The following is a 23,944-nucleotide window of genomic DNA, read 5'->3' as shown; positions in this document are numbered from 1 at the left end:
CTTTTTCTTCGGTGACTTCCCGTCAGAAAGCCAAGTCGGTTTCGGCCACCTTCGGGGTCTGCGACGTGACCCCGTAGAGCGATCCCACCCAACGAATCACTTCGGGATACGGAGTCGGTTCGCCGCTGGTGAGCACCGCGCGAGACAACGCGCGCTCGGGATGGGCTCCTGCGACGGCCTCGGCGGTCAGCGCCTCATTCGGCTGGCTCCCCACGGACCGGCGCGCGACTGTCCGCCCGATCGTGATGAATTCCGCCCCCAGGCAGGCATGTTCGGGAATGTGGCGGCCGATCGACTCGTCCCGCTCCAGCAGTCCACGCGCTATGCGCGAATGCGTGTTCGGTGCCGTCGCACTTCTGGACGCGGAGTAGGCGGCGAACGAAGGTTTCACGCCGACCGGGACCCTCGGCACGGCATGGCCGTCGCCGCGCGCCCGGTCGAAGACGACTCGCCCATGCCCGCACGGGCCTACCCGGATGGCGGGACGCTCATCCCCCGCGTCGATGTTTCCCGGGATGTGACTGCTTCGTAGCAGGTCAGACAGCTTCGAAAGGGTCGATACACGCGCCGGCATGGTTCAGCACGCACCGACCATGAGCCACATCACACGGCGATGCTACCCAACGGTAGGCCGCCTCGGGCAAGCCCGGCGGGAATGCCGCACGGCACCCATCCGATGGCGGACGCCATCAGTTCCAGCCGGTCAATTCGGCGCCGCTACCTCGGTGTGTGCCGGATAGGCGTGCACCACCGCGGTGTCCAACTTGGGCATGACATGGGTGAGGGAGTGCTGGGCCTCGTGCGCGATGCGATGCGCGTCCGCGAGCGTGATCGTCGGGGCGACGTCCAGTTCGACGTCGGCGTGCAGACGATGACCGATCCACCGCATCCGCAGGCTGCGCACGCCTCGCACGCCCGGTTCGGCGGCCAGCGCCCGCTCGGCCGCCGTGACCAATCCGGGTTCGACGGCGTCCATCAACCGGCGCAGCACGTCGCGCGCCGCAGTGCGCAGCACCGCGAGAATCGCCAGGGTGATGAGCAGGCCGACGATCGGGTCGGCGAGGGGGAAGCCCAGCGCTACTCCGCCCGCGCCGAGCAGGACGGCCAGTGACGTGAACCCGTCGGTGCGCGCGTGCAGGCCGTCGGCGACCAGGGCCGCCGAGCCGATCCGCCGCCCCACCCGGATCCGGTACAGCGCGACCGTCTCGTTGCCGAGGAACCCGGCCAACCCGGCCGCGGCGACCCAGCCCAGATGCTCGAGCGGCACCGGATCGAGCAATCTACGCACCGCCTCGTATCCGGCGATCAGCGCCGACAGGGCGATCATCGCGACGACGAAGAGGCCGGCCAGGTCCTCGGCCCGGCCGAATCCGTAGGTGTAGCGCCGCGTCGCGGCCTTACGGCCGAGAGCGAACGCGATCCACAGCGGAACGGCGGTCAGCGCGTCGGAGAAGTTGTGCACGGTGTCCGCGGCCAAGGCCACCGAGCCGGACGCGGCGACGATCACCAATTGCAGCACCGCGGTGCACCCGAGCACCACCAGGCTGATCTTGACCGCGCGGATGCCGACCGCGCTGGCTTCCAGTGCGTCGTCCACGCTGTCAGCGGCGTCATGGCTGTGCGGGACGAAGATTTCCCGCAAGACACCGATCGGCCCCGACCGGTGCCGGTGCTGATGCAGCGCATGGGAGTGATGGTCGTGCCGATGGGTCATGACGCGCTCGCCTCGCCTCGGCCGGGAAGCTCGCGCACCGCGCCGGCGCCGCGGTGATGCGCCGGAACACCAGGTCCAGCGTGCTCGGCGTTGTACACCGCGTCCACGACCAACTGCCGGACGTGCTCGTTCTCCAGCCGATAGAAGATCGTCGTCCCCGATCGGCGGGTGCTCACCAACCGCGCCATCCGCAGTTTGGCCAGATGCTGCGAGACCGAAGGCGCGGGCTTGCCGACTTGTCCCGCCAAGTCGTTCACCGATAGTTCCCGGTCGACCAGCGCCCAGAGCACTTGGACCCGAGTCGGGTCGGCGAGCATGCGGAACACCTCGACAACCAGGCCGACCTGATCCTGCGCCAGCGGTGGCCGCGTTTCCTGGTTATCTGCATTCATATGCAGATAGTAGAACGGACGAGGGCCCGGTACCAGTGGGCTCCGGGCCAGTGTGGCGGCGGCACCCCCTGCGTCGCCGCCGACACACCGGTCGACCCCGTATCCCAACAGCCTTCTGTCTTAGTCGAGTGTGGCGTCAGTGCGCCAGACGATCGAGCGAATATCACCTGAATGAGACAGAGCAATATTGCAGGCGCACGCACGATTTCGGCTTACCCGCGACAAACCCACGGTGACCAGCACGAATGAGTCGACGCCGCAGACACGTTCACGCGCACCTGTACACACAGCTGCACGTGCAGCCCGCCGCTCCCCCGAGTGCCGCAACTCACCCTCCAGCGGCGGAGGGCCGCTACACCGCTTCGATCGGGTCATTCTGCACTGAAATGTGGCCACTCGCGAGGATCTCTTCCGGACCGTGATGTTCGGCTGGGCCATCCCCTGCGGATTCGTGTCGCGATCACCAGGGCCGGATGACCGCCTGCGGTATGCCAGGACGAGCCGGTGACCTTCCCACAGCGCCCGGTTACTGTGAATCACGAGAACGCACCGAGCGACCTGCGGAGTAGACGACATGCCAGTGGACCGAATGCTGCCCACCCCCGAGGCCAGGGATCTGCTGGAGCTCACTCGCGACATCGCCGACAAGGTGCTCGAACCCCGCGTCGCCGAGTGCGAGAAGACCGGGATCTTCCCCGACGGCGTCTTCCCCGCGCTGGGCGCCGCCGGACTGCTCAGCCTGCCGTACCCGGAGGAATACGGCGGCGGCGCGCAGCCCTACGAGGTGTACCTCCAGGTTCTCGAGGAACTCGCCGCCCGCTGGGCCGCCGTCGCGGTCGCGGTCAGCGTGCACAGCCTGTCCTGTCATCCGCTGTTCGTCTTCGGCACCGAGGAGCAGAAGCAACGCTGGCTGGCCGGAATGCTCTCCGGTGAGACCATCGGCGCCTACAGTCTGTCCGAGCCGCACGCGGGCTCCGACGCGGCCGCGCTGCGCTGCCGCGCCACCCCGGTCGAGGGCGGATACCGGATCACCGGGGCCAAAGCCTGGATCACCAACGGCGGACGCGCCGACTTCTACACCCTGTTCGCGCGCACCGGGGAGGGCTCCCGCGGCATCTCCTGCTTCCTGGTCCCCCACGACACCGAGGGCCTCAGTTTCGGCAAGCCCGAGGAGAAAATGGGCTTGCGCGCCGTGCCCACCACGACCGCCGCCTACGACGATGCGTTCCTGCCCGCCGAACGTCGGGTGGGCGCCGAGGGCCAAGGGCTCTCGATCGCCTTCAGCGCCTTGGACTCCGGCCGTCTCGGCATCGCCGCGGTCGCCACCGGCCTGGCGCAACGCGCCCTCGACGAAGCCGTCGCGTACGCCAAGGAGCGAGAGGCGTTCGGCCGCCACATCATCGACCATCAGGGGCTCGGTTTCGTCCTCGCCGACATGGCCGCCGCCGTCGACTCCGCCCGCGCCACCTACCTCGACGCCGCCCGCCGCCGCGACGCGGGGCTGCCGTACTCGCGCCAGGCCAGCGTGGCCAAGCTCGTCGCCACCGACGCCGCCATGAAGGTCACCACCGACGCGGTCCAAGTCTTCGGTGGCTACGGCTACACCCAGGACTTCCCCGTCGAGCGCTACATGCGCGAGGCCAAGGTGATGCAGATCTTCGAGGGCACCAACCAGATCCAGCGTTTGGTTATCGCGCGCCAGCTCGCCGGGAACTGACCAGCACCGCATGGCCGGAAATGCCGATTGATTGACCGCGGATGTCTTCGGACCTGCGGATACTCTTCCGTACGCTCGGAGTATGACGACGCCGTCCATCATCATCATCGGAGCCGGATTCGGCGGGCTCGGCATGGCGCTGGAGCTGCGGCGGGCCGGGCTGGACACCTTCACCATCCTGGAGCGCGCCACCGATCTCGGCGGCGTGTGGCGGGAGAACACCTACCCCGGCGCGGCCTGTGACGTGCCCTCCCCGCTGTACTCCTGGTCCTACGAACCCAGAGCCGATTGGCCGCGGCGCTTCTCCGAACAGCGCGACATCCACGAGTACATGCAAGGCGTCGCCGACAAGCACGGCCTGCGGCGCTTCATCCGCTTCGGCACCGAGGTGATCGACGCGGAGTTCGACGAGCGCACCGGCCGATGGACCGTCCGCACGGCCGACGGCGCGCAGCTGACCGCCGACATCCTCATCCCGGCGGTCGGGCAGCTCTCCCGCCCCGCCATGCCGAACATCCCCGGCATCGAGACCTTCACCGGTCCCGCGTTCCACTCCGCGGAGTGGGACCACGACGTCGACCTGACCGGCAAGCGCATCGCCTGCATCGGTACCGGGGCCAGCGCGATCCAGTACATCCCGCGCATCCAGCCGGGCGCCGCCCACCTCACGTTGTTCCAGCGCTCGGCCGCGTGGGTGCTGCCCAAGGCCGATGTCGAGTACAGCGCCCTGCACCATGCGCTGTTCAAGTACCTCCCGCCCACCCGCCTCGCCGAGCGCTTCGCCATCTGGTCGGTCTTCGAAGCGCTGGCCCTCGGGTTGACCGACATCCCGGCCATCAAGACCCCGGTGATCGCGCTGGCCGACCGGCACCGGCAAAAGCAGGTTCCCGACGACGAACTGCGCGCGAAACTGACGCCCGACTACGCGGCGGGATGCAAGCGCGGACTGTTCTCCAACGAGTACTTCCCCGCGCTGGCGCAGCCGAACGTCACCGTGGAGACCACCGCCATCGAGGCGATCACGCCGACCGGAGTCCGCACCGCCGACGGCGTCGAGCACGAAGTGGACGTCATCGTCTACGGCACCGGCTTCAAGGGCACCGAGTTCCTCGCGCCGATGAACATCTACGGCCTCGGCGGGCGCAAGCTGGCCGACGTCTGGGGCGACGAAGGCGCCCGCGCCTACCTCGGCCTATCCGTGCCCCAGTTCCCGAACCTGTTCATGATGTACGGCCCGAACACCAACGTCGGCGCCGGCTCCATCATCTACATGCTCGAATCCCAGGCTCGCTACATCCGCCAGGTCGTGCAATACCTCACCGACCGCCCCGGCCGCTACCTCGCCGCCCGCCCCGCCGCCGAGCAACGCTGGGACGACTGGCTGCAGAAACGGTTGAAGGACACCCCCTGGAATTTCTGCTCCAGCTGGTACCGAAACGCCTCCGGCCGGATCACCAACAACTGGCCCGGCGCAACCGTGCTCTACCGCTGGAAGACAAGAACTTTCGACCCCGCCGACTATGACGAGGCACAGGCTCCCGCGCCGCACTGAGACCGCGCCCGCGCCCTCCCCACCCCGCGGCACACCCGGCTGTCCAGGCCCTTCGGGAAGCAATGCAGCCCCCGGACCCTCGACCCGGTAGACTGCGGGACGTCCCTGGTGGGCCCCGAGCCCACCATGCCTTCGTAGCTCAGGGGATAGAGCACCGCTCTCCTAAAGCGGGTGTCGCAGGTTCGAATCCTGCCGAGGGCACAAACCTGCGTCAGTGTTTTCGCAGGTCAACGCGTGTTTTATCGGAGAATCCCGACAAGACCGATATTAAGAACCCAGGTCAGGTGCGTTCCCCCCTGTGTGCCTGTAGGGCACATCGAAGATGGGAACGGGACTGCCTCAGGCTTGGTTGACGTCCAATCAGGGATGCCTTGGCTTCCAGTGTCTACAACTGGCTCAATGGTCGTCGCCGCCAAGGACGACTCGGCCGTCCGACCCCGATCGGATCACGAGGATTTACGCAGTGAGCACGTGGAGCTCAGACAGCACGCCTTGGGGGTCGTTGAGGTAGCGATATCCCTCCACTGGGGGATTGAACTGGCCGAGCACGTTCGCCACGGCATCGCGTTCCGCTTCAGTGACGGGGATGTGGCGCTTGACGAGACTGGCGCACAGCACGTCGACGAGCATCGCCCACTCACCCACGTCGCTGTAGGTCCGGTAGCTTTCGACCAGATCAGAAGGCAGACGGTCGGCGACGCTTTCGAGAAGGTCTCGCGAGTCCTTACTCATCTTGTTGAGCCGACGGTTACGAGCTTCGATGGCTTGCGGGTCTCGCTGACGCTTTCGCGCTTCTCGTGCCGCCCTGTCCGGATTCATCGCTCTCCTAGCCTATTTGATCAGATTGCCAGTCGCGTCGTTCCTGACTACGCCCTCACCGCCGGCGGGGTAGCCGGTCACGACTGAGCCGTCAGGAGCGACGATGACTTCGATTCGGGCGCCATTGCGGGTGCCGTTGACCTTCCAGTTGCCGTTGTCCTGGAGGGCTGGCGGCTGGTCCGGGTTCTTCGCAACGTCGAGTATTCGGTCGATGATCTTGTCGCCTTACCAGTCACCACTGTGGCATTGAGCCTAGGCCGCGAGTAGCATTGCTGCGTGAGTAGTGCTGGGGGGACACCTAATTCAAGTCAGCAGGTTTCCGTCGTACCTGACGAAGTCGTTGAACTCGGTCAGCATATGTCGAACCTGGTTCAAGCGCTGAGGTCGGCTCTCGATGTCGCTGCACGGGAGGTAGATGGCCTAGCTGGCAACTGGACCGGAACAGCTGCGGACACGTTCGGGGAGGGGTGGCTCGCCGTCCATGAGAGCGGGACGCAATTATTGAACTCCCTTGCTGCTCTGACCAATTCACTCGGCGTGGTGGCAGGTAGTTTCCAGCAGCAGGATGGAGCGTCCGCTGCGAACCTGGGCTCGACGAGTCTGAATCTATGAGCAGCCGATTCACCGTCGATATCGATCAACTCGAGCAAGTCGCAACCCAGTTGACCGGGCTGGCCGGGTTCATCGAGGATCAGCTCGATGGACTCGACAGCAGAGTCGCCGCGATACTTTCGGGAAGCTGGAACGGCGTCGCCGCGGAGGCGTTCGGCGATGCGCATTCCCAATGGATGGCTGCGGCGAAAGAATTCATTGACAGCATCCGCACTTCGAGTAGTGCAGCGCGACAAGCTCGGGATCGCTACGTCACGGCTGCTGACCTCAACCGCCAGATGTCATAAAGGTCGAGTATGGGCTGGGACATCGATGCCAAGGATTATGAGCGGGCGGCCAAGCAATGTCACGATCTAGCGACGACGGTACTCATCCGAGTCGGCGCGCTGCACAGGGAACTAACCGGATCGTGCGCAGGGATGGCCGGCGACTACTCCACGTCGCAACAGTGGATTTCGGCATATGAATCCGCCACCCTGCAATGGGTTTCGACGGGCACCCTCTTGTCGGACGCGCTGACTCGATACGGCGATGTGCTCGCGGCCATGGCGTACAACTGGGATGTCTCTAATCAGACCCTGCCGCATCCCGACCGTCCGGTTCCCTCGCCATCAAGTGGAAACCCCTACAAGGAACCGCACATCGCTAAGGGCGCGAATGGTGCGGGAATAGATATCAAGGGCGTTGGGCTGTCAAAATTCGAGCCGATCCCGAATGGTGACACCGATAAACTTCGGAGAGCAAAAAACCAAGCTTGGCTTGCGCACGCTCCGCATCCCGACCTAGCTGATGCCGGGGATCGAATCAAGGAGATCGGATACAACTTCGACCACTCCACCGAAGTCAACGTCGATGACATCAGGGAACGGTTGAGGACGCTCCGGGATGCGGCTATCGGCATCGCTGGCGCCTCGAAGATCATCGAGTTCTCCGTCGGCGACTATTGTGACACGCTGGAGAAGTTGCGCACCTCGATCAAAGAGCGCCTGGAAGAGAAGATCCCGAGTGTGACGGTCACGATCGCCCCGACCTTGGTGGTCGTCAAATGTTCTGCACCGATCTTCAGCAAGGATCTCGAGGATCCGGTGTACACGACAGTGACAATCAGCAGGTTCTCGGTCGTGGTGAGCAGCCTGCCGTTCACCAAATTACCCTCTCTCGACTTCCATGCTTCGCATTTGCGCGATATTATCGCGTTACCCATAGTCTTGATGGAGGAAAACTCCAGCACAGGCGGTCGGCCCGGGAATGGAAATAGTATCCCCGCACCGGTACTGACGACTGCGAGCGAGAAATATGTGCGGGACAAGCACTATCCGGGCGGCCCGCTGAATACGGAGCGGAAGAGTACCTTCTACGCAACCGAGAATCCCTATGCACTCGTCGATGCCGCGAAGAACAGCCCGCCGATCGATCAGGGCGACGGCACCTATCGGCGTGAAGTTACGGTGCCCGATCGATACATCGGGAACGAGTCGAAGTTGCGGGGTGGAGCAGCGACGCAACGGTATATCGTCGTTCACGACCGGTTCGGTGCGGTGATTACGATGTACCCCGCAGGAGATGAGTAGGAATCAGGTGGCTTTAGACATCGTTGTACAGGACATCAACCATGCCGAGATACACCGCTTCGGTGACGATGCGGACGAAACGCTGTTCGGGCTCTGCGCCGCGCAACCAGACACCAGTCTATTACGGGGTATCTACCGGTACGGCGACACCATGTTCAACCGGTACCAACTCGGCTTGATCCTCGATCAGATCGAGCGGATCGAGGTACGGACCGATGCCGAGCGGCAGGCTGTCGACCTGCTGAGGCGGGTGTCGTCGATCGCACTCCGCGCCAACGGATATCTCCTGTTCATCGGCGACTGACGGGTAGGACCGGTCGAATATCGGGCGAGCATGCCGCGTGGGTGACGGATCGCATCACGCCAGCAGCAGGCGACATACCCAAGATTTGTGGGACGTGGTCAGCCCGACCAGACATCATCATCGCCCACTCATAACTGATAACCCGCTTCGATCACCAATTGTCCACCCGAAGACCGCAGGTCGCCCGCGTTGTCACGCTCACCACGCCCACTCAGGATGCAATGGAGCTGGGAACCGGTGGACCAACTTCCGCAGAGCATCGCAATCCCTCAGGCAGCATACGTACCCGCGATGACCAGGCGTTTCCCAGTTGCCCATGTTTCGCGTGTCCTGCCGAGGGCACAAATCTGCAACACGTTTCCGCAGTTCAGCCACCTTTCCTGATCAATGGATTGTTCTGTTGCCAACGGGTGGTATCCGCCGCGCCTTCTTCGCCGAGGCGTCGAGTGTCTCCGACACTGCTCGATCCTTCCCGCCGAACCGTCAGGTCCGGCCAGTCAGACCAAGGTCAAATCCGCTGTTGTTCCGTCAGTCCCGGCAACGGACAACGGCACCACCACCGGAGGCGGCGACGTCATCACACTGGACCTGGCGCGGGGGGCGCTATTCCCCGGCGCATCACCCAGGCTGCCACCGCGCTGCGGCGGACGCGGCCGCGTGTCACTGCGAAGAAGGGTTCCTGATGGCCAGCTCGGACCCACCGGCTACGGGCCCGTGCGCGACACCCTGTTCTGAGTACAGGGCACGGACGTCGCGGGGCTCTCGTCAGTGACGTAGCCGGGCGGCTGCGGCCAGAATCGGGGTGCTCACGGCGGTGGCTGCGGCGCCGAGTGTGGTGTCGGTGGCCAGGATCCACCGGACGGTCTTCATGGCCAGGGTGAGGACTTCTCCGCCACGCTGCCGCATGTCGGCTTCGAAATGTTCCACGGCGTCGGTGAGGGTCGCGGTGCCTGCGGCGGCGGCGTTCACGTGCTCGAGCAGGCTGGCGGCGTCGCGGATGGCCGCGCCCGCTCCCATTCCCGCGGTGGGTGGTGTGGCGTGGACAGCGTCGCCGAGCGCGGTGATTCGACCCGCGGGCCAGGGCGCGAGATCGTCCGCGCGGGTGGAGGCGGCGTTGAAGCGGAACCCGGCCACGCTGCGCGGGTCGGCCTGGGCGATGACCTCGAGCGTGTGCTCGGCCCAGCCCCGTTTGCGAAACCGGGCCAGCAGCGCGGCCTGCAGCGCACCGCCGCGCAGGCCACGCAGGGAGTCGGTGCCGGCGGATTCGGGGAACATCGCGCCCCAAATGTAGGTGGGTCCGGTGGTGATCGACGTCCGCAGCTCGGGAGCGTCGAGCGCGGCGTTGCCGACCGGGTCGAGGAAGCCGATATAGAGCGCTGCCCCGTGCGGGCCGATCGCCAGCCCCGATCGTGGCCTCAGTCGCTGCTGCTCGCCGGGGCTGAGGTCTCGCACGAGGGTGCGGCCGGAGAACCCGATGATGCCCGCCGGTCTGTTGGTCGGGCCTCCCGCCAGGTGGCGGGCTACCACCGAGTGGGTGCCGTCCGCGCCCACCACCAGATCCGCCGAGACCGGCGCCCGATCGGTGAACAGCACCTGGGGCGCGCCGTGGTCATCATGGCCGACGCCGGACGCGCTGCATCCCAGGTGCAGGGCATCACCCACCGCTTCGGCCAACAACATCCGCAGGGTGATCCGATCCACGTCGACACTGCCGCTGCCGCTGAGGTCCGGCCCGTGGCCGAGCAGCCGGCCGCGGCGGTCCCAGAACGCGTCACGCTCGCGCAGCCGCAGCGCCGACCCCGATGCCAGCAACCGCTGCATGATCTTCGGTTCCACTAAATCTTTCAGCGCCGACTGCGCCCGCTCGTCCAGGGTGATGTGGTAACCGCCTGTCGCCGCCACGTCGGTGTCGCGGTCGAATACCGCCACCTCGAATCCCCGGCGCCGCAGCCCTGCACCCAGGGCGAGCCCGCCGATCCCGCCGCCGACCACAACCACCCGCATACCCAACCGTCCTCTCTGCCAATGCTCGCTGAACAGAACCCACCCTGACATCGGTAGAGGACACCGAGTGACCACCACCGGTCATGATGAGACGATGGCGAACACCTCGCACCGGGCGTTGCGACTGCTGTCTCTGCTCGGGTCAGGACGGCAGTGGCCGCTGCGCGAGCTGGCCACCCGGCTGGAAGTCAGCGAACGCACCGTCCGCCGCGACATAGAAACACTGCGCCGGCTCGACTACCCGATCACCACCATCCACGGCCCCGACGGCGGCTATCGGCTCGGCGCCGGGCACACCCTGCCGCCGCTGCTGTTCGACCACGACCAGGCCCTCGCGGTCGCGGTGGCCCTGCAGACCGCACCCAGCACGATGTTCGGCCTCGGCGACGACGCGGCGCGGGCACTGGCCACTCTGCACCAGGTCATGCCGCCTGCGCTGCGGGCATCCATGGAATCCCTGCGCCTGACCCGGCTGCAGAACTACTGGGAATTCCCCGCACCTCCCATTGACCCGGCCGCTCTCACCGCCGTCGGAACCGCGGTACGCCACCGCCGCCTACTCCTCACCGAGACACTGCGTCCGGACGGCACACGCCCCGAACCCGGGGATCCCGATTTCCTGCCCGCACACCGCATCGAGCCGCATCACCTGGTCGTCTGGGCCGCCCGGTGGTACCTGGTCGCCTACGACCTCACCGACCACGAATGGCGAGTGCACCGCGTCGATCGACTGAACTCCCGCCCCACCACGCAACACTTCTCCGCCCGCGCGCTTCCCGACGACGACCTCGCCCACTTCGTGATGAGCACCCACAACCGCGGCGACACCCCCGCCGACTGGCAATGCACCGGCACCGCACGGCTCAACCTGCCCGCTCACATCGTGGCCCGCTGGGCGCCAGGCGGCTCCGTCGTGGAACACCTCGACACCGAACACTGCCGGCTCACGCTCGGCGCCTGGTCCTGGGCCGGTGTCGCCGGCATCCTCGCCACCTTCGACACCGAACTCACCGACCTTCACCCACCCCAGCTCGTCCACGCATGCCGCCGGCTCACCCGCCGATGGGCCACTATCGCCGACACATGAGTTCGTTGTGCGCGCTCAGCTTCCGCTCGGCTGGTTCGGCAGTGAACGCAACGCATCACCGCTGAACTCGGCGCCGTTCGTGCGCGGCTTATTCTGCTGAGCCGACATCACGGCTGCTCATCGAACGGCCGTGCCGCCTCCGCCTGACAGGCTGCTGATCGCGCAGACCAGCGCCACGAACGGGTCGGTGATACCACCACAGCTCCCTGCGACCGACACGGCCGGTGCGGGCGCCTGCGGTTCGAGCGGCAACGGCGCCGCGGCGGCCGCCCCAGCACCGGTCAGGGTTGCGGCACCGATCACGGCGGCGGCAAATCCACGTACTGCGAACATTCCAACTCCTCGTGTATCGGGTAGACGGCCGAACCTGATCGGCAAGCCCTCACCACGCATGACCCGAATTGTGTTGTCCTCGAATCGGGGGGTGCAGAACTCAGTGATTGGTCGAAGGCAGGTCGCGGCAGCCTCGAGATCCGCCTTGCCGGTTCCCGGGCAGCAGCCGGACCATGAGTTTGTTCGCCAAGCTTTCGGTGATGACGCCGTAGCCCGCGATATCGGTGCGCCAGTGCACGGCGAACTTGGGCCACAGCTCGCCGCGCCACACGAAGGTGAGGGACGTTTCCTCGTCGGCCTGGATCTGGATCGGCTCGACGAGCCGCACCAGAGTCCAGATGTCGTCTTCGGACTCTTCGACAGCGATCGCCAGGCGATGTGGTGGCTCGGCACCGCGATAAAGATCGACTCGGAGTTGCTGCATCTCGATGTAGTACTGGCATTTCGTTTCGACGCCGAACACGAACCGGTCCGGACCCACTTGGTAGCCGTGCACTTCGAGGAACGGCACCGAATCGACGGTCCAGTTGGTGGCGATCAGCGCCGCCAGTTGTCGAATGCCTTTGTCGCTGTATCGGCGTACGTGACGTTGCTCGTAGCCGCGCTCTCCGCCGAAGTCGTCGAGCCTGCCGAGAACGGTTTGTTTGTCGCTGGTCAGGCCGAGTGAGCTGGTTGCCGCTTCCAGGCCCGTATCCCGCTCCGCGCTCAGTATCAGGTGCTCGAGGGTGTTGTAGGCGATCTGTGGATCGCCCGCGCCGAGCAAGCCGCGAATGACGGGGCTGCGGGCGACCGCGGCGGGTGTCAGTCCCTCGCTGGCCTTACGGATGGCAAGCAGCTCGGCTCTCACCTGGTCTTCGAGGCTCAACGGGTTGTCCGTGAGCACCGGAACGCCGGGATTCGCTCGGTCATGGCATTTCCTCTGCCGCCTCGCTATGGAGGCGGCCCAGTTCGGCGGCGAGTTCGGCAAGGGCGTCGATGTCGTCGCCGTCGTGGTACAGCGCCAGGCCGGTCGCGCCGCGGGTCGAGCTGCTCATCTCGATGACCTCCGCGGGGAAGCCGATCGTCCGGGTCACGATGGTGGGCTGCATTTCTCCGAGCCAGATCAGCTGAAGGTGGACCGGGAATCCGACGTCGACCTCGATGGCGTTCTGCGGCTGGAACTTGTCCTGGCCGACGGCTTCCATGTCCTCGCGCGCGAAGACATGGACGGCGTGCATTTCGGCGCCGACGACGATCAGCATCGGGTCGTTCATGACGTAGCCGTGCATGTGGTAGATCGTCGGAAGCACGATCAGGACGGTGCCCTCGCGGCGGAGAACGTCGAGATGCAAGGTGGGTGGCTCGATGCCGGACGCCTGCACGATGAGGTCGGCAAGGATCCGTTGGCCGGACATCGACCACCGCCGGACGCTGCGGCTGGATGGCTGGTCTTTTCCTTTGGGCTCTCGGTCATGTTGTTCGGCCGCGAACTGATTCAAGCGATCCTCGGTGTTGCCGGCGTAGCCGAACCCACCGAGATGGGCGAACGCCGCGCCCACGTCCCGGCTCGTGCTGCGCTTGCGGATGCCGTCGAGTACCAGGTACGCCTGCTCGGGATCACCATGCGCCAGCAGCGCGGTGATCGTCGGGGCGTGGACCAGATTCTCGGCGGTGATGCCGTCGTCGCGATCGATGAAGCCGTCGAGCTCCTCGGCCACGCGCTCCATGATGCTCATCGTTCCTCCAGCGGCGAACGTGCTGGTCCGGGTAGGGATCCGAACTCCAGGCCCAGGCGTTGAACCGGGATGTCAATTTCGTGTCACGACTGCCGGGCATGTGCTGGCCCATCGTAGAGATCGTTCACCCGCTCCGACCGCTACGCAGTAAGGGGATTGATCTCGTGACCGACACAGCCAGGATGAACGGCTCGATCCAGCCGTCCGCCGACGATCACCGCATCGGCACGCACCTGGTGACAGCTACGCTCGACGCGGTCGACGAGACCGTGACCGAGTTGCTGGAAACCGCAGAGCACCACAAGACCGTAGCACCCGAAATCAGCCTCCAGATGGTCGTTTTGGCGAACACCATCATGCAGGAGACGGTGCACTGGCTGCGGCAGGTGACCCGCGCGTGACCGTGCGCGACCAGGACGCCCCGCAGTGCCCGGCCTGCGGGGCGTTTCTCCCGAACGACACCGGGCACGTCGACCGGATCAGCTGGTGGCTGGATCCCACAGCGATCCTGCCGATCGAGCTCGACCATACAGACCTCGGCTTGGATTCGGCGGTCTTCGAGGGCTTCCTGCGCTCGTTCCATATCGACAGCACGCAGAAGGCGCGCACCCTCGAGCAGGCGTACCGCCTCGTTCAGCGCTACCTCGCGCCGTTCGTGGTGAAGGTGGTCGTCGACATGACCGCCGATCTCGTACGGGCGATCGATGACGACCCGGGAACCACGGTCGTCTTCCTCGGCCGCGACGGCTTCGTGTTCGGCTTCGTCCTGAGCGTATTGGCACCCGACTTCTACGCGCGACACTGCGTACCGATGTACCTGCCACGACCGCTGGCCGATGCCGCCTTGCGTGACTTGGAAAGCTGGACGGGGAGCGACTTTTCGGCCATCGAAGCATTCCGTAGACGATCGAGCGCGCCCACCGGCACGGCCGGCGCCTGGCAGCAGCTCACCGCCTACTTCGAGCTGTCCGGCATCGACATCGACGGCGGCGACGTCGATCTCTGTCTCGTCGACAGCGGCCTCAAGGGCAGCGTCCAAGAGATGCTGACCGCCGCCTACCCGGCCGCGAGTTTCTTCGGGCACTACGCGTTCTTCGCCGCGTCGGCGCACGATCCCCATCCCGGCACCAAACGCGGACATGCCCTGCATCTCGACGGTCACCACAGCGCCGACGGCCTCGCGCTCCAAGGCGACCTTCCCGAGGATCCCGAGCTGACCTTCCACCACCACGAAGCCATCGTCGCGATCGAGGGCATGATCTCCGGGAGCAAGAGCAGCCCCACCGGATACGGAACGAACGGTCGTCCGCGAGCTCGACGGCATCGCCACGACGAGCGGCCGCTCGACGGCATCAACCCCGCGCTGGTGGCCCCCGAACACGCTGATCCGTATGTGCGCGAGGCGATCTTCGCCATGAATGTCATCGCCATCGTCCACTACGCGCGTACGCTCGCGCCGACCGTCACCGCAGCTGGACCGGAGTGGTATCGGTCGGCCGAGGGGACACGGTGGTACAAGGAACTGAGCGAGCGCAGCGACCTGCTGCGCGACCAGGTACGGGCATGGGTCGCCCGGTCCGATGCTGCCGATCCGGGATTCGCGCGGTTGCTCGACAGCTTCATCCCCCGCGCGGACAAAGACGACATCCGGGATCTCGATGAGCGTCTGCGCAGCGCCGATCTCACCGACGAGCAACGGCAGGGGATCTGGCGAACGGTCACCCAGCTGTATCGACGCTGAGGCCGACGGGCGGCGTCAGCCCGTCAGTTGGACGATCGCCACGGTGCCGCCCAGCAGCACAATGCCCAGGTGGGCGGCTACCCACAGGTGGTGCAGCCGGAGCCCGTACAGCACTTTGTAATTTCGGCTGTGCTGGCTTTCGTTGTCCGACCACAGTTGCTCGATACGCAACTGCGGATACAACTCGTCCAAGCGGCGATGGAAGTGTTCGGCGCCGTCCATGTGCATCTTGAAGCGCTCGTAGTACTTGGCCGAGATCAGCGCACCGAAAAGACCGAGGAGGCAGACGCTCAGCGCCACCGTCGCCGAAAGGATCCGGGAATCGGGCTGCACGGCGACGTAGACCATTCCACCGACCGCGCCTACGACCACTACCAGAGTCATGATGGCGCGGTGGTTCTCGGACTGACGGGCCTGGGTGCGTTGCTCCTGCCAGAGTCGGAGCACCACATCGACCGGACCTTCGGAGTTGTCGGACCGAGTGTCCACGGTGCGCGTCGGAAGGTTGTCCGCCCCGTGCGCGGACTCGTCGCGGGGACCGCTTCGAGCGGTCGTCGTTCGCGCGCTCAGCACGGACACCTGCTCTTGCACTTGTTCCCACTTGGTCAGCCAGGTGCCGACGTCGCCGCCGCAGGCTTTGACGAACGCTTCGGTCGTCTCCCAGGTCGGAAGGTGATCGCCACCGGCGGCCTCGGAGAGAGCGGTCCTGGATCGGCCGCTCAACCTGGCCATCTGAAGGTACTTCGGGTTGCCCGCGCGGGCGCGCAATCGTCGAAGGTCAGCGGCGAAGGCATGGATCGGCCCCGATGACGGATCAAGCGGACGCTCGCTGCGCGGCATAGCAAAGTCCTTCTGATTACACGACATACGCCGTAGCCGTCTTCGTCAATGTTTGCGGAGATACTGCATCGCCAGCCTGCCCCCCGCGGCCGACCATATTGCGAGTGCGCGCCATTGATCGCACGTGCTCACAGGCCGGCCGATCTCATGGTGGCACAGCACGGGCCTCCACCCGGGAGAGACAACCGCATCACCCAAAACCTGCGGCGGCGCCGCTCGTCGACACGAAAAACTCCGAGGCATTGAGCGTCTCACCGTAGCTGAGCAGGCACGACGGTCTATGCGTCGCACATCTCCCGATGCATGCGGGTGTGGCGCCCGACCTCGACCGACGCTCTGCGATCGGAGTTCGTTATCCGTCGCCACGGGCCGGTAGACCGTCGCCGGACATTCGTGCCCGCGTTCCGTCTACAACTATCCAGCGGCCCTCGGAATCGATGACCTGGAGATGCGCACAGCCTTCATTCATGACGAGATTCCCGGGAACCATCGAACTATAGGTAGCACAGCACATGAATGAATCAGCGCAGACCAAATCGAACAGCTCGGTAGGCGCGGTCTGGCCTCCCGCCTTCGCGACCCATAACAGACTTCGTGGCTTCTATCCACACGTCGTCGACACACCCCGTCAGCTGGGGCAGTTCATCGCGGATTTCGCGAGTTACCGTGAGAAGGCACTGCAATCCTCGATAGACAGACTCACGATAAGATATGTGGGCCGCGGCGAACTGCTCGAATCCCTCGATGCGGCGGGCGTTGTCGTGGAAGGCGTCGTTCCGCTCGCATGTTCCCACCCACACGGCATCGTTTACACCTGCTGGAATTCTCCCACACGATCTATCGCTACCGACGCGATGCGGCAGCACGAGATTCTGCTCCGGCGTACGCGCAAAGAGCGCCCGCGAAAGAATGGGGTCGTCACCGAAGCCCGGGCGCTGGGACTCGACCTCCATATTCTGTCGCGGGCTACACCGCTGTCTCGCAGAGAGAACGAGGCCGCGCGTTTCACGGACACTTATAGCGCTTTCGGTCTCGGCCGAGACGGTGTTCAAGAAATCGTATCGAATGCCGACAATACGATCGGATATCTGGTCGACCGCACCGGCGCCGTCGTCTGCACCGTTCTCGCCGAACGTGCGAAGATCCGCATAGAGGGCCACGAGGCAGTGACCCTCTACGAGATCACCGAAGGTATCACCCGCCTCGACTTCCAGGGACGCGGACTGTATCGAGCGCTTTCGGCGTGGCTCGTGGACCGCGTATGGGAGGACGCGCCCGAACCCGTGCACGCCATTTACGGCGAATGCAATCTCTCGTCTCCCGGCGTCATATACGCGGCACGGCAGAATGGTCGACGATTCGTGTACGACGAAGGCCGCAGGTACGGCGCCGTCTACTCGAAGAAACCCGCATTCGGAATACTGTCCCAGAATTACAAGGTCGACGACGGCAACGAGGCACGGGCCTACAACGACTTCGCCCTCTCGTACGTCGACCTTGCCACGCGAAGGATCTAGAGCTCGAAGTAGCGATGCAACAGATCGCGGTACACTTCGGTTACGTCCGTCAGCGATCTCAGGGAAACCCATTCATTCGGCGAGTGGATATTGCCGCCTTCCGGACCCAGCACCAGAGACGGTAGACCGAACGCGTTGGCGAATACGTTCTCGTCACCGACCGACCTGCCGTAGTTGATGAACGGCCCGTGCTCGGGACGCAGCTTCTCCATGATCGCGTCCCGGGCGGCACCCACGAGAGGATCGTCGACAGCGATCTCGTAGGGCTCGGAGTACCTGTTCCGGCGCGGAACGAGTTCCGCTGTCACGCTGACATGACTTCGTGCGGTATCCGGCATCTCCATCGATGCCAGAACACGAGCGCACAGCTCGTTGTACTCGTTCAGGCAGTCATCGATGGTCTCGGGGATGACCAGCAATCGTTCGACTTCGAGTTCGCAGTACTCCGGAATCGACAAGCCGACCGAGGAGGCATTGAAGCTGGCGACATACTGGCTTCCCTCTTTCAAGCGTGGATGGAACGCCTGCTTCGCGCCGTCGATTTGGTGCGCGATGCGAGCCCCTATGTCGATGGCATTGACGCCCCGATCCACGTGCCCACCGTGCGATGAGTATCCGTGCACGGTGAATCGAAAACGCGCCCGTCCCCGACGACCCAGCGTCAGGACATCCGCTCCTCCGATCCGGTCCGCCGAGGCCCCTGGCTCCACCGAGAGAATACGCTCGACGCCGTCGATCCAATCACGTCGCTCGCGCACCACTTGCCAAGCTCCGAGCGATTCGTTTTCTTCGTCCACCGCGAGAAGCAGCTTGACAGGAACGTCGGCCGGAAGGTGTTCCAACGCGGAGAGCAGGCCGGCGATGCCGCCTTTCATGTCACAGGAACCGAGACCGTACAACCGGTCTCCCACCTTTGTGACGCGAAACGGATCGGTCTTCCATCCGTTGTAGACAGGAACCGTGTCCATATGCCCATAGCACAGCAATGTCGCCGTGCCCTTTCCTCGTTCGGCTAGGACGTTGAACCGGTCACCCTCGACGATCTGCTTTCGCGCGACGAACCCTTGACCGGCCAGATACTTCACCAGCCAGTCTCCGATCGCTCGTTCCCGGCCGAACGTCGAGTCGTGTGCTACCAGTGCTTCCAGTAGTCCTGTCGAATTCGTCATGAGCTAGCGAATGTCTCCGATGTCTCCGGTGGTCCAGATCCCGATCCCCTGAGGATAGTAGGTACCTCCGATGATGTTAGGACCCTTGAAAGTGTCTTTCCTACGGTTGATCAGGTTGCTGCGATAGATCCCGACCGAATCCCTGGGCCATGCGTGAGCTTTGCCGAGTACCGCTCCGCCGATATTTTCGCAGCCATGCTCTTCCAGAAAGGAAACAATGGCTTGGAGCTCGTCCCGGCTCAGGATGGGCAACTCATCCTTGCGATACAACTCGTCGATTTCCACATAGGAGTTTATCTTCTTCGGGGTGCTGGAGTTCATTGCCAACCCTTTCCGACGCCGAGGCGGTATCAGCTGAACTTTACGTCATTTCGATAAACACGGTCAAGCGTTTTCCGGTGGACGGCACCCATACGTATACGTCGCGCGACCGAATATGTAACAAACAATTAGCCGGTCGACCGCCCTGAACCGCCGAAGTTGAAGATTTGTGCGCAAACTTACCCGAGGCAGGTCACCTGTCACCCGCGACCCCGCCGGCCGCCCAGTCGAAAGCTACACCAAACTGCGGACGGCGCTGAGCCCGGTACCGAAGTCGGTGTGCGCCGGGAAGATCGGCTCACTCACGAGGGCTACTGTGTGCTGTATGCGGTGGGCGGTGCTCGTGGGCTTGGTGATGATGTCGTGTGCGTGTTCGCATAACACCATCGGGCACCCACAGCCGGCGAGGGAACCGGGTTCGTCGCAACCCAGCACGTCGGCGGGTGCGCCCGAGGGCGAGTTCCGGGATCGCGTCGACTGGGTTCGGCGAGGGTCGCCGATTGATCTCGGGCCGTATCACTCGGTCCGAGTCGAGAGCGGGCCGGTGACCGATCTGGCGGCCGATATCGCGTTCGTCAGCCCTACGCGCAAGATCAGCTGCATTACCGGGACCGCGTTGGGTATGGACGGATTCGACTGCGTGGTCGAACTGAAAGTTCCGGCGCCCGCACCCGGAGAAGGCTTCGGGAGCTGGTTCGGCGGATACGTCACCTACTCGGGCCAACGCCTGACCGTCGGCCAATTCCGCGGTGATCCAGGGCTTTTCATCCATGGTGAGGGACAGACGCTGCCGTACGACAGCACGCTCACCTTCGGCGACTACGCTTGCCGCCTCGCGACTACCGGCCTCACGTGCGTTGATACCGAGACGGGCAGTGGCGTGCAGATGAGCAGCGACGGCGTCGTCCCGCTCGGCTGCCTGCACGAGGTCCCGGAGGCCGATCGGGAACCGGCCGTCGGCCGCGCTTACGCCTGCTGAGCAGAAGCGGCTGCCGTCGGCTCCATTGGACGAAGCTGCGTGCCGGCGAGGCGCACTCGCATGTGAAACGCGAACGGCGCCGCTCCCGAAGGAGCGGCGCCGTTGTCAGCGATTCAGCGAATCACTTGATGATCTTCGTGACGCGACCGGCGCCGACGGTGCGGCCACCCTCGCGGATCGCGAAGCGCAGACCCTCGTCCATGGCGACCGGCTGGATCAGCTTGACGGTCATCTCGGTGTTGTCACCGGGCATAACCATCTCGGTGCCCTCGGGCAGGGTCACAACGCCCGTCACGTCAGTGGTACGGAAGTAGAACTGCGGACGGTAGTTGTTGAAGAACGGGGTGTGGCGGCCGCCCTCGTCCTTCGACAGGATGTACGCCTGGCCCTCGAACTCGGTGTGCGGGGTGGTGGTGCCCGGCTTCACGACGACCTGGCCGCGCTCCACGTCCTCGCGCTTGATACCACGAACCAGCAGACCGACGTTGTCGCCCGCCTGGCCCTGGTCGAGCAGCTTGCGGAACATCTCGATACCGGTGACCGTGGTCTTGGTCTTGTCCGGACGGATGCCGACGATCTCGACTTCCTCGTTCACGTTGATCACGCCACGCTCGACGCGACCGGTGACGACGGTGCCACGACCGGTGATGGTGAACACGTCCTCGACCGGCATCAGGAACGGCTTGTCGGTCTCACGAACCGGGTCCGGGATGGACTCGTCGACCGCGGCCATGAGCTCCAGCACCGACTCCGACCACTTCGGGTCGCCCTCGAGCGCCTTCAGACCGGAGACCCGCACGACCGGCGCGTCCTCATCGAACTCCTGGGAGGCCAGCAGCTCGCGGACCTCCATCTCGACGAGCTCGAGGATTTCCTCGTCGTCGACCATGTCGGCCTTGTTCAGCGCGACCAGGATGTAGGGCACGCCGACCTGACGGGCGAGCAGCACGTGCTCACGGGTCTGCGGCATCGGGCCGTCGGTGGCGGCGACCACGAGGATGGCACCGTCCATCTGCGCCGCACCGGTGATCATGTTCTTGATGTAGTCGGCGTGACCCGGCGCGTCGACGTGCGCGTAGTGGCGCTTCTCCGTCTGGTATTCGACGTGGGAGATGTTGATCGTGATACCACGAGCCTTCTCCTCCGGCGCCTTGTCGATCTGATCGAACGCGAAGCTCTCGTTCAGATCCGGGTACTTGTCAGCCAGCACCTTGGTGATCGCTGCGGTCAGCGTGGTCTTGCCGTGGTCGACGTGACCGATGGTGCCGATGTTGACGTGCGGCTTCGTCCGCTCGAACTTCGCCTTCGCCACTGTTTGTCCTCCTGGACTTGTTGGTGCGTGCAGTTGCAGCAGTGCGGGGTCATCCCCGCGGACACGGGGAAAGGGGTATTACAAACGCCCGGGAGCCATTTACTCGCCGGTCGCCTTGGCGATGATCTCCTTCGACACGTTGGCCGGAACCTCCGCGTACGAGTCGAACACCATGGAGTAGTTCGCCCGGCCCTGGGTCTTCGACCGCAGGTCACCGATGTAACCGAACATCTCCGAGAGCGGAACCAGCGCCTTGACGACACGGGCACCACTGCGTTCCTCCATGGCCTGGATCTGACCACGGCGGGAGTTCAGGTCGCCGATCACATCGCCCATGTAGTCCTCGGGCGTGGTGACCTCGACCGCCATCATCGGCTCGAGGATCACCGGACCGGCCTTGCGGGCCGCTTCCTTGAGCGCTTGCGCACCCGCGATCTTGAACGCCATTTCCGACGAGTCGACGTCGTGGTAGGCGCCGTCGAGCAGCGTGACCTTCAGGTTCACCAGCGGGTAGCCGGCGAGCACGCCGTACTGCATGGCGTCCTGGGCGCCCGCGTCCACCGAAGGGATGTATTCCCTCGGCACGCGGCCACCGGTGACCTTGTTCTCGAACTCGTAGTGCGCGCCGTCCTCGCCGACGAACGGCTCCAGCGCGATGATCACCTTCGCGAACTGGCCGGAACCACCGGTCTGCTTCTTGTGCGTGAACTCGAGCTTCTCGACCCGCTTGGTGATCGTCTCGCGGTAGGCCACCTGCGGCTTGCCGACGTTCGCCTCGACCTTGAACTCGCGCTTCATACGGTCGACCAGGATGTCGAGGTGGAGCTCGCCCATACCGCCGATGACGGTCTGGCCGGTCTCGGCGTCCAGCTTGACCGAGAAGGTCGGGTCCTCTTCGGAGAGACGCTGGATCGCGGTGCCCAGCTTCTCCTGGTCGGACTTGGTCTTCGGCTCGATGGAGACCTCGATGACCGGGTCCGGGAAGGTCATGGACTCGAGCACGATCTGGTTCTGCGGGTCGCACAAGGTGTCACCGGTGGTGGTGTCCTTGAGGCCGATGACCGCGTAGATGTGGCCCGCCGAGGCCACGCCGACCGGGTTCTCCTTGTTGGAGTGCATCTGGAACAGCTTGCCCAGACGCTCCTTCTTGCCCTTGGTCGAGTTGATGACCTGGGCGCCGGAGTCGACCTTGCCGGAGTACACGCGGACGTAGGTCAGCTTGCCGAAGAAGGGGTGCACCGCGATCTTGAACGCCAGGGCCGCGAACGGCTCCTCGGCGCTCGGCTTGCGGGTGAGCAGCTGGTCTTCCTTGCCGGGGACATGGCCGGTGGTGGCCTCCACGTCCAGCGGCGAGGGCAGGTAGTCGATGACCGCGTCGAGCATGGGCTGCACGCCCTTGTTCTTGAACGCCGAGCCGCACAGCACCGGGTAGAGCTCGGAGGTCACCGTCAGCTTGCGGATGGCACCCTTGATCTCCTCGACGGTCAGCTCTTCGCCGCCGAAGAACTTCTCCAGCAGCGCTTCGTCCGACTCGGCGACGGTCTCGAGCAGCTCCTGGCGGTACTGCTCGGCCTTCTCCTTCAGGTCGTCCGGGATCTCGACGACCTCGTACTGCTCACCGAGCTTGGTCTCGCCGCGCCAGACCTTGGCGTTGTTCTCGACCAGGTCGACGATGCCCTCGAAGGTGTCCTCCGCGCCGATCGGCAGCTGGATGACCAGCGGCTTGGCGCCGAGGCGGTCCTTGATGGTCTGCACGGTGAAGTAGAAGTCCGCACCGAGCTTGTCCATCTTGTTGACGAAGCAGATCCGCGGCACGTCGTACTTGTCGGCCTGACGCCACACCTGCTCGGACTGCGGCTCGACGCCCTCCTTGCCGTCGAACACCGCGACGGCGCCGTCGAGCACGCGCAGCGACCGCTCGACCTCCACGGTGAAGTCGACGTGCCCGGGGGTGTCGATGATGTTGATCTGGTTGTCTTTCCAGAAGCACGTGGTAGCCGCGGAGGTGATGGTGATACCACGCTCCTGCTCCTGCTCCATCCAGTCCATCGTGGCGGCGCCGTCGTGGACCTCACCGATCTTGTAGGTGATGCCGGTGTAGAAGAGGATGCGTTCAGTTGTGGTCGTCTTGCCCGCGTCGATGTGGGCCATGATGCCGATGTTGCGGACCTTGTTCAGGTCGGTGAGCACGTCCTGTGCCACGGAAATCTTCCCCGCTCGTAGCTAGTTGGGATTATCGGGGACG

At 64.7% G+C, this 23,944-nt stretch carries 25 protein-coding genes and 1 tRNA gene; 12 read left to right on the top strand and 14 right to left on the bottom strand.

Annotated elements, in window-relative coordinates; genetic code table 11:
- Positions 1–22: 22 nt before the first annotated feature.
- From M8859_RS33565 to M8859_RS33555, 3 genes are all read right to left on the bottom strand, one after another.
- On the bottom strand, positions 23–391 hold the full coding sequence (locus M8859_RS33565) for a hypothetical protein (RefSeq protein ID WP_195072086.1): 369 nt from the start codon (positions 389–391) through the stop codon (positions 23–25).
- Positions 392–703: 312 nt separating this feature from the next.
- A complete protein-coding gene (locus M8859_RS33560; RefSeq protein ID WP_159930052.1) occupies positions 704–1,714 on the bottom strand; it encodes a cation diffusion facilitator family transporter in 1,011 nt (336 codons plus the stop codon).
- Positions 1,711–2,106: an ArsR/SmtB family transcription factor gene (locus tag M8859_RS33555; RefSeq protein ID WP_195072087.1), complete on the bottom strand. Its 396-nt coding sequence runs from the start codon at positions 2,104–2,106 to the stop codon at positions 1,711–1,713. Before M8859_RS33555 ends, M8859_RS33560 begins: the two co-directional genes overlap by 4 nt.
- A 574-nt stretch (positions 2,107–2,680) precedes the next feature.
- Here M8859_RS33555 and M8859_RS33550 point away from each other — a divergent pair.
- From M8859_RS33550 to M8859_RS33540, 3 genes are all read left to right on the top strand, one after another.
- A complete protein-coding gene (locus M8859_RS33550; RefSeq protein ID WP_195072088.1) occupies positions 2,681–3,823 on the top strand; it encodes an acyl-CoA dehydrogenase family protein in 1,143 nt (380 codons plus the stop codon).
- 82 nt (positions 3,824–3,905) lie between these two features.
- Complete coding sequence (locus M8859_RS33545; RefSeq protein ID WP_195072089.1) at positions 3,906–5,375, top strand: flavin-containing monooxygenase; 1,470 nt, start codon at positions 3,906–3,908, stop codon at positions 5,373–5,375.
- Positions 5,376–5,503: 128 nt separating this feature from the next.
- Positions 5,504–5,576, top strand: a tRNA-Arg gene (locus M8859_RS33540).
- A gap of 255 nt (positions 5,577–5,831) precedes the next feature.
- Here M8859_RS33540 and M8859_RS33535 read toward each other — a convergent pair.
- A complete protein-coding gene (locus M8859_RS33535) occupies positions 5,832–6,194 on the bottom strand; it encodes a hypothetical protein (RefSeq protein ID WP_159930056.1) in 363 nt (120 codons plus the stop codon).
- Positions 6,195–6,206: 12 nt separating this feature from the next.
- Positions 6,207–6,407, bottom strand: a complete 201-nt coding sequence (locus tag M8859_RS37830; protein ID WP_370523836.1) for an EndoU domain-containing protein — start codon at positions 6,405–6,407, stop codon at positions 6,207–6,209.
- Positions 6,408–6,470: 63 nt separating this feature from the next.
- Between M8859_RS37830 and M8859_RS37825 the strand changes: the two genes are divergently transcribed.
- Genes M8859_RS37825 through M8859_RS33520 form a run of 4 tightly spaced genes read left to right on the top strand, consistent with a single transcriptional unit; the run spans position 6,471 to position 8,681 of the window.
- On the top strand, positions 6,471–6,806 hold the full coding sequence (locus M8859_RS37825; RefSeq protein WP_195072102.1) for a WXG100 family type VII secretion target: 336 nt from the start codon (positions 6,471–6,473) through the stop codon (positions 6,804–6,806).
- Positions 6,803–7,093 (top strand): WXG100 family type VII secretion target, encoded by a 291-nt coding sequence (locus M8859_RS33530; RefSeq protein WP_159930058.1) that lies wholly within the window; start codon positions 6,803–6,805, stop codon positions 7,091–7,093. Before M8859_RS37825 ends, M8859_RS33530 begins: the two co-directional genes overlap by 4 nt.
- Before the next feature lie 9 nt (positions 7,094–7,102).
- Complete coding sequence (locus M8859_RS33525; protein WP_249645466.1) at positions 7,103–8,377, top strand: hypothetical protein; 1,275 nt, start codon at positions 7,103–7,105, stop codon at positions 8,375–8,377.
- Positions 8,370–8,681 carry a hypothetical protein gene (locus M8859_RS33520; protein ID WP_195072104.1) on the top strand — a complete coding sequence of 104 codons (312 nt, stop codon included), beginning with the start codon at positions 8,370–8,372 and terminating at the stop codon, positions 8,679–8,681. The genes M8859_RS33525 and M8859_RS33520 overlap by 8 nt, the downstream gene beginning before the upstream one ends.
- A 765-nt stretch (positions 8,682–9,446) precedes the next feature.
- Here the strand turns inward: M8859_RS33520 and M8859_RS33515 are convergent.
- Positions 9,447–10,685 carry an FAD-dependent oxidoreductase gene (locus tag M8859_RS33515; protein WP_159930062.1) on the bottom strand — a complete coding sequence of 413 codons (1,239 nt, stop codon included), beginning with the start codon at positions 10,683–10,685 and terminating at the stop codon, positions 9,447–9,449.
- Between the two features lie 67 nt (positions 10,686–10,752).
- Between M8859_RS33515 and M8859_RS33510 the strand changes: the two genes are divergently transcribed.
- Positions 10,753–11,772 (top strand): helix-turn-helix transcriptional regulator, encoded by a 1,020-nt coding sequence (locus M8859_RS33510; RefSeq protein ID WP_236565729.1) that lies wholly within the window; start codon positions 10,753–10,755, stop codon positions 11,770–11,772.
- A 117-nt stretch (positions 11,773–11,889) separates the two neighbouring features.
- Here the strand turns inward: M8859_RS33510 and M8859_RS33505 are convergent, their stop codons facing one another.
- The 3 genes from M8859_RS33505 to M8859_RS33495 all read right to left on the bottom strand — a co-directional run bounded on the left by M8859_RS33505 (position 11,890) and on the right by M8859_RS33495 (position 13,820).
- On the bottom strand, positions 11,890–12,105 hold the full coding sequence (locus tag M8859_RS33505; RefSeq protein ID WP_159930063.1) for a hypothetical protein: 216 nt from the start codon (positions 12,103–12,105) through the stop codon (positions 11,890–11,892).
- A gap of 100 nt (positions 12,106–12,205) precedes the next feature.
- Positions 12,206–12,970, bottom strand: a complete 765-nt coding sequence (locus tag M8859_RS33500; protein WP_159930064.1) for a hypothetical protein — start codon at positions 12,968–12,970, stop codon at positions 12,206–12,208.
- A 40-nt stretch (positions 12,971–13,010) separates the two neighbouring features.
- Positions 13,011–13,820 carry a hypothetical protein gene (locus M8859_RS33495; RefSeq protein ID WP_195140457.1) on the bottom strand — a complete coding sequence of 270 codons (810 nt, stop codon included), beginning with the start codon at positions 13,818–13,820 and terminating at the stop codon, positions 13,011–13,013.
- 164 nt (positions 13,821–13,984) lie between these two features.
- On the opposite strand from M8859_RS33495, the gene M8859_RS33490 reads away from it, so the two are divergent.
- Entirely contained in the window at positions 13,985–14,221 is a 237-nt protein-coding gene (locus M8859_RS33490) for a hypothetical protein (RefSeq protein WP_159930066.1), read from the top strand.
- A complete protein-coding gene (locus M8859_RS33485; protein ID WP_159930067.1) occupies positions 14,218–15,561 on the top strand; it encodes a hypothetical protein in 1,344 nt (447 codons plus the stop codon). The genes M8859_RS33490 and M8859_RS33485 overlap by 4 nt, the downstream gene beginning before the upstream one ends.
- Before the next feature lie 15 nt (positions 15,562–15,576).
- On the opposite strand, the gene M8859_RS33480 is transcribed toward M8859_RS33485, so the two are convergent.
- The gene (locus tag M8859_RS33480) at positions 15,577–16,401 is read right to left on the bottom strand and encodes a helix-turn-helix domain-containing protein (RefSeq protein WP_195140458.1); all 825 of its coding nucleotides are present in this window, start codon (positions 16,399–16,401) and stop codon (positions 15,577–15,579) included.
- A 713-nt stretch (positions 16,402–17,114) separates the two neighbouring features.
- Between M8859_RS33480 and M8859_RS33475 the strand changes: the two genes are divergently transcribed.
- On the top strand, positions 17,115–17,918 hold the full coding sequence (locus tag M8859_RS33475) for a hypothetical protein (RefSeq protein ID WP_249645465.1): 804 nt from the start codon (positions 17,115–17,117) through the stop codon (positions 17,916–17,918).
- Here M8859_RS33475 and M8859_RS33470 read toward each other — a convergent pair.
- Complete coding sequence (locus M8859_RS33470) at positions 17,915–19,087, bottom strand: M20 family metallopeptidase (RefSeq protein WP_249645464.1); 1,173 nt, start codon at positions 19,085–19,087, stop codon at positions 17,915–17,917. The genes M8859_RS33475 and M8859_RS33470 overlap by 4 nt on opposite strands.
- Before the next feature lie 3 nt (positions 19,088–19,090).
- On the bottom strand, positions 19,091–19,408 hold the full coding sequence (locus M8859_RS33465; protein WP_195072111.1) for a hypothetical protein: 318 nt from the start codon (positions 19,406–19,408) through the stop codon (positions 19,091–19,093).
- Positions 19,409–19,952: 544 nt separating this feature from the next.
- On the opposite strand from M8859_RS33465, the gene M8859_RS33460 reads away from it, so the two are divergent.
- Positions 19,953–20,387: a hypothetical protein gene (locus M8859_RS33460; RefSeq protein WP_195072112.1), complete on the top strand. Its 435-nt coding sequence runs from the start codon at positions 19,953–19,955 to the stop codon at positions 20,385–20,387.
- Between the two features lie 121 nt (positions 20,388–20,508).
- Here M8859_RS33460 and tuf read toward each other — a convergent pair whose 3' ends face one another.
- Both tuf and fusA read right to left on the bottom strand, forming a co-directional pair.
- A complete protein-coding gene (gene tuf / locus M8859_RS33455) occupies positions 20,509–21,699 on the bottom strand; it encodes an elongation factor Tu (protein WP_043732954.1) in 1,191 nt (396 codons plus the stop codon).
- 99 nt (positions 21,700–21,798) lie between these two features.
- A complete protein-coding gene (gene fusA / locus M8859_RS33450) occupies positions 21,799–23,901 on the bottom strand; it encodes an elongation factor G (RefSeq protein ID WP_159930073.1) in 2,103 nt (700 codons plus the stop codon).
- Positions 23,902–23,944: the final 43 nt, after the last annotated feature.

This window comes from Nocardia sputi, assembly GCF_023501985.1.
The sequence above is the reverse complement of the archived record's forward strand: the minus strand, read 5'-3'. Positions and strand labels throughout refer to the sequence as shown.

What these genes read in the sequence shown, in the direction of transcription:
- M8859_RS33465 (WP_195072111.1), bottom strand. Translation starts at nt 19,408, where the DNA reads ATGAACTCCAGCACCCCGAAGAAGATAAACTCCTATGTGGAAATCGAC.
- M8859_RS33470 (WP_249645464.1), bottom strand. Translation starts at nt 19,087, where the DNA reads ATGACGAATTCGACAGGACTACTGGAAGCACTGGTAGCACACGACTCG.
- M8859_RS33495 (WP_195140457.1), bottom strand. Translation starts at nt 13,820, where the DNA reads ATGAGCATCATGGAGCGCGTGGCCGAGGAGCTCGACGGCTTCATCGAT.
- M8859_RS33505 (WP_159930063.1), bottom strand. Translation starts at nt 12,105, where the DNA reads ATGTTCGCAGTACGTGGATTTGCCGCCGCCGTGATCGGTGCCGCAACC.
- M8859_RS33515 (WP_159930062.1), bottom strand. Translation starts at nt 10,685, where the DNA reads ATGCGGGTGGTTGTGGTCGGCGGCGGGATCGGCGGGCTCGCCCTGGGT.
- M8859_RS33480 (WP_195140458.1), bottom strand. Translation starts at nt 16,401, where the DNA reads ATGCCGCGCAGCGAGCGTCCGCTTGATCCGTCATCGGGGCCGATCCAT.
- M8859_RS33520 (WP_195072104.1), top strand. Translation starts at nt 8,370, where the DNA reads ATGAGTAGGAATCAGGTGGCTTTAGACATCGTTGTACAGGACATCAAC.
- M8859_RS33535 (WP_159930056.1), bottom strand. Translation starts at nt 6,194, where the DNA reads ATGAATCCGGACAGGGCGGCACGAGAAGCGCGAAAGCGTCAGCGAGAC.
- M8859_RS33560 (WP_159930052.1), bottom strand. Translation starts at nt 1,714, where the DNA reads ATGACCCATCGGCACGACCATCACTCCCATGCGCTGCATCAGCACCGG.
- M8859_RS33525 (WP_249645466.1), top strand. Translation starts at nt 7,103, where the DNA reads ATGGGCTGGGACATCGATGCCAAGGATTATGAGCGGGCGGCCAAGCAA.
- M8859_RS33545 (WP_195072089.1), top strand. Translation starts at nt 3,906, where the DNA reads ATGACGACGCCGTCCATCATCATCATCGGAGCCGGATTCGGCGGGCTC.
- M8859_RS33555 (WP_195072087.1), bottom strand. Translation starts at nt 2,106, where the DNA reads ATGAATGCAGATAACCAGGAAACGCGGCCACCGCTGGCGCAGGATCAG.
- M8859_RS33550 (WP_195072088.1), top strand. Translation starts at nt 2,681, where the DNA reads ATGCCAGTGGACCGAATGCTGCCCACCCCCGAGGCCAGGGATCTGCTG.
- M8859_RS33530 (WP_159930058.1), top strand. Translation starts at nt 6,803, where the DNA reads ATGAGCAGCCGATTCACCGTCGATATCGATCAACTCGAGCAAGTCGCA.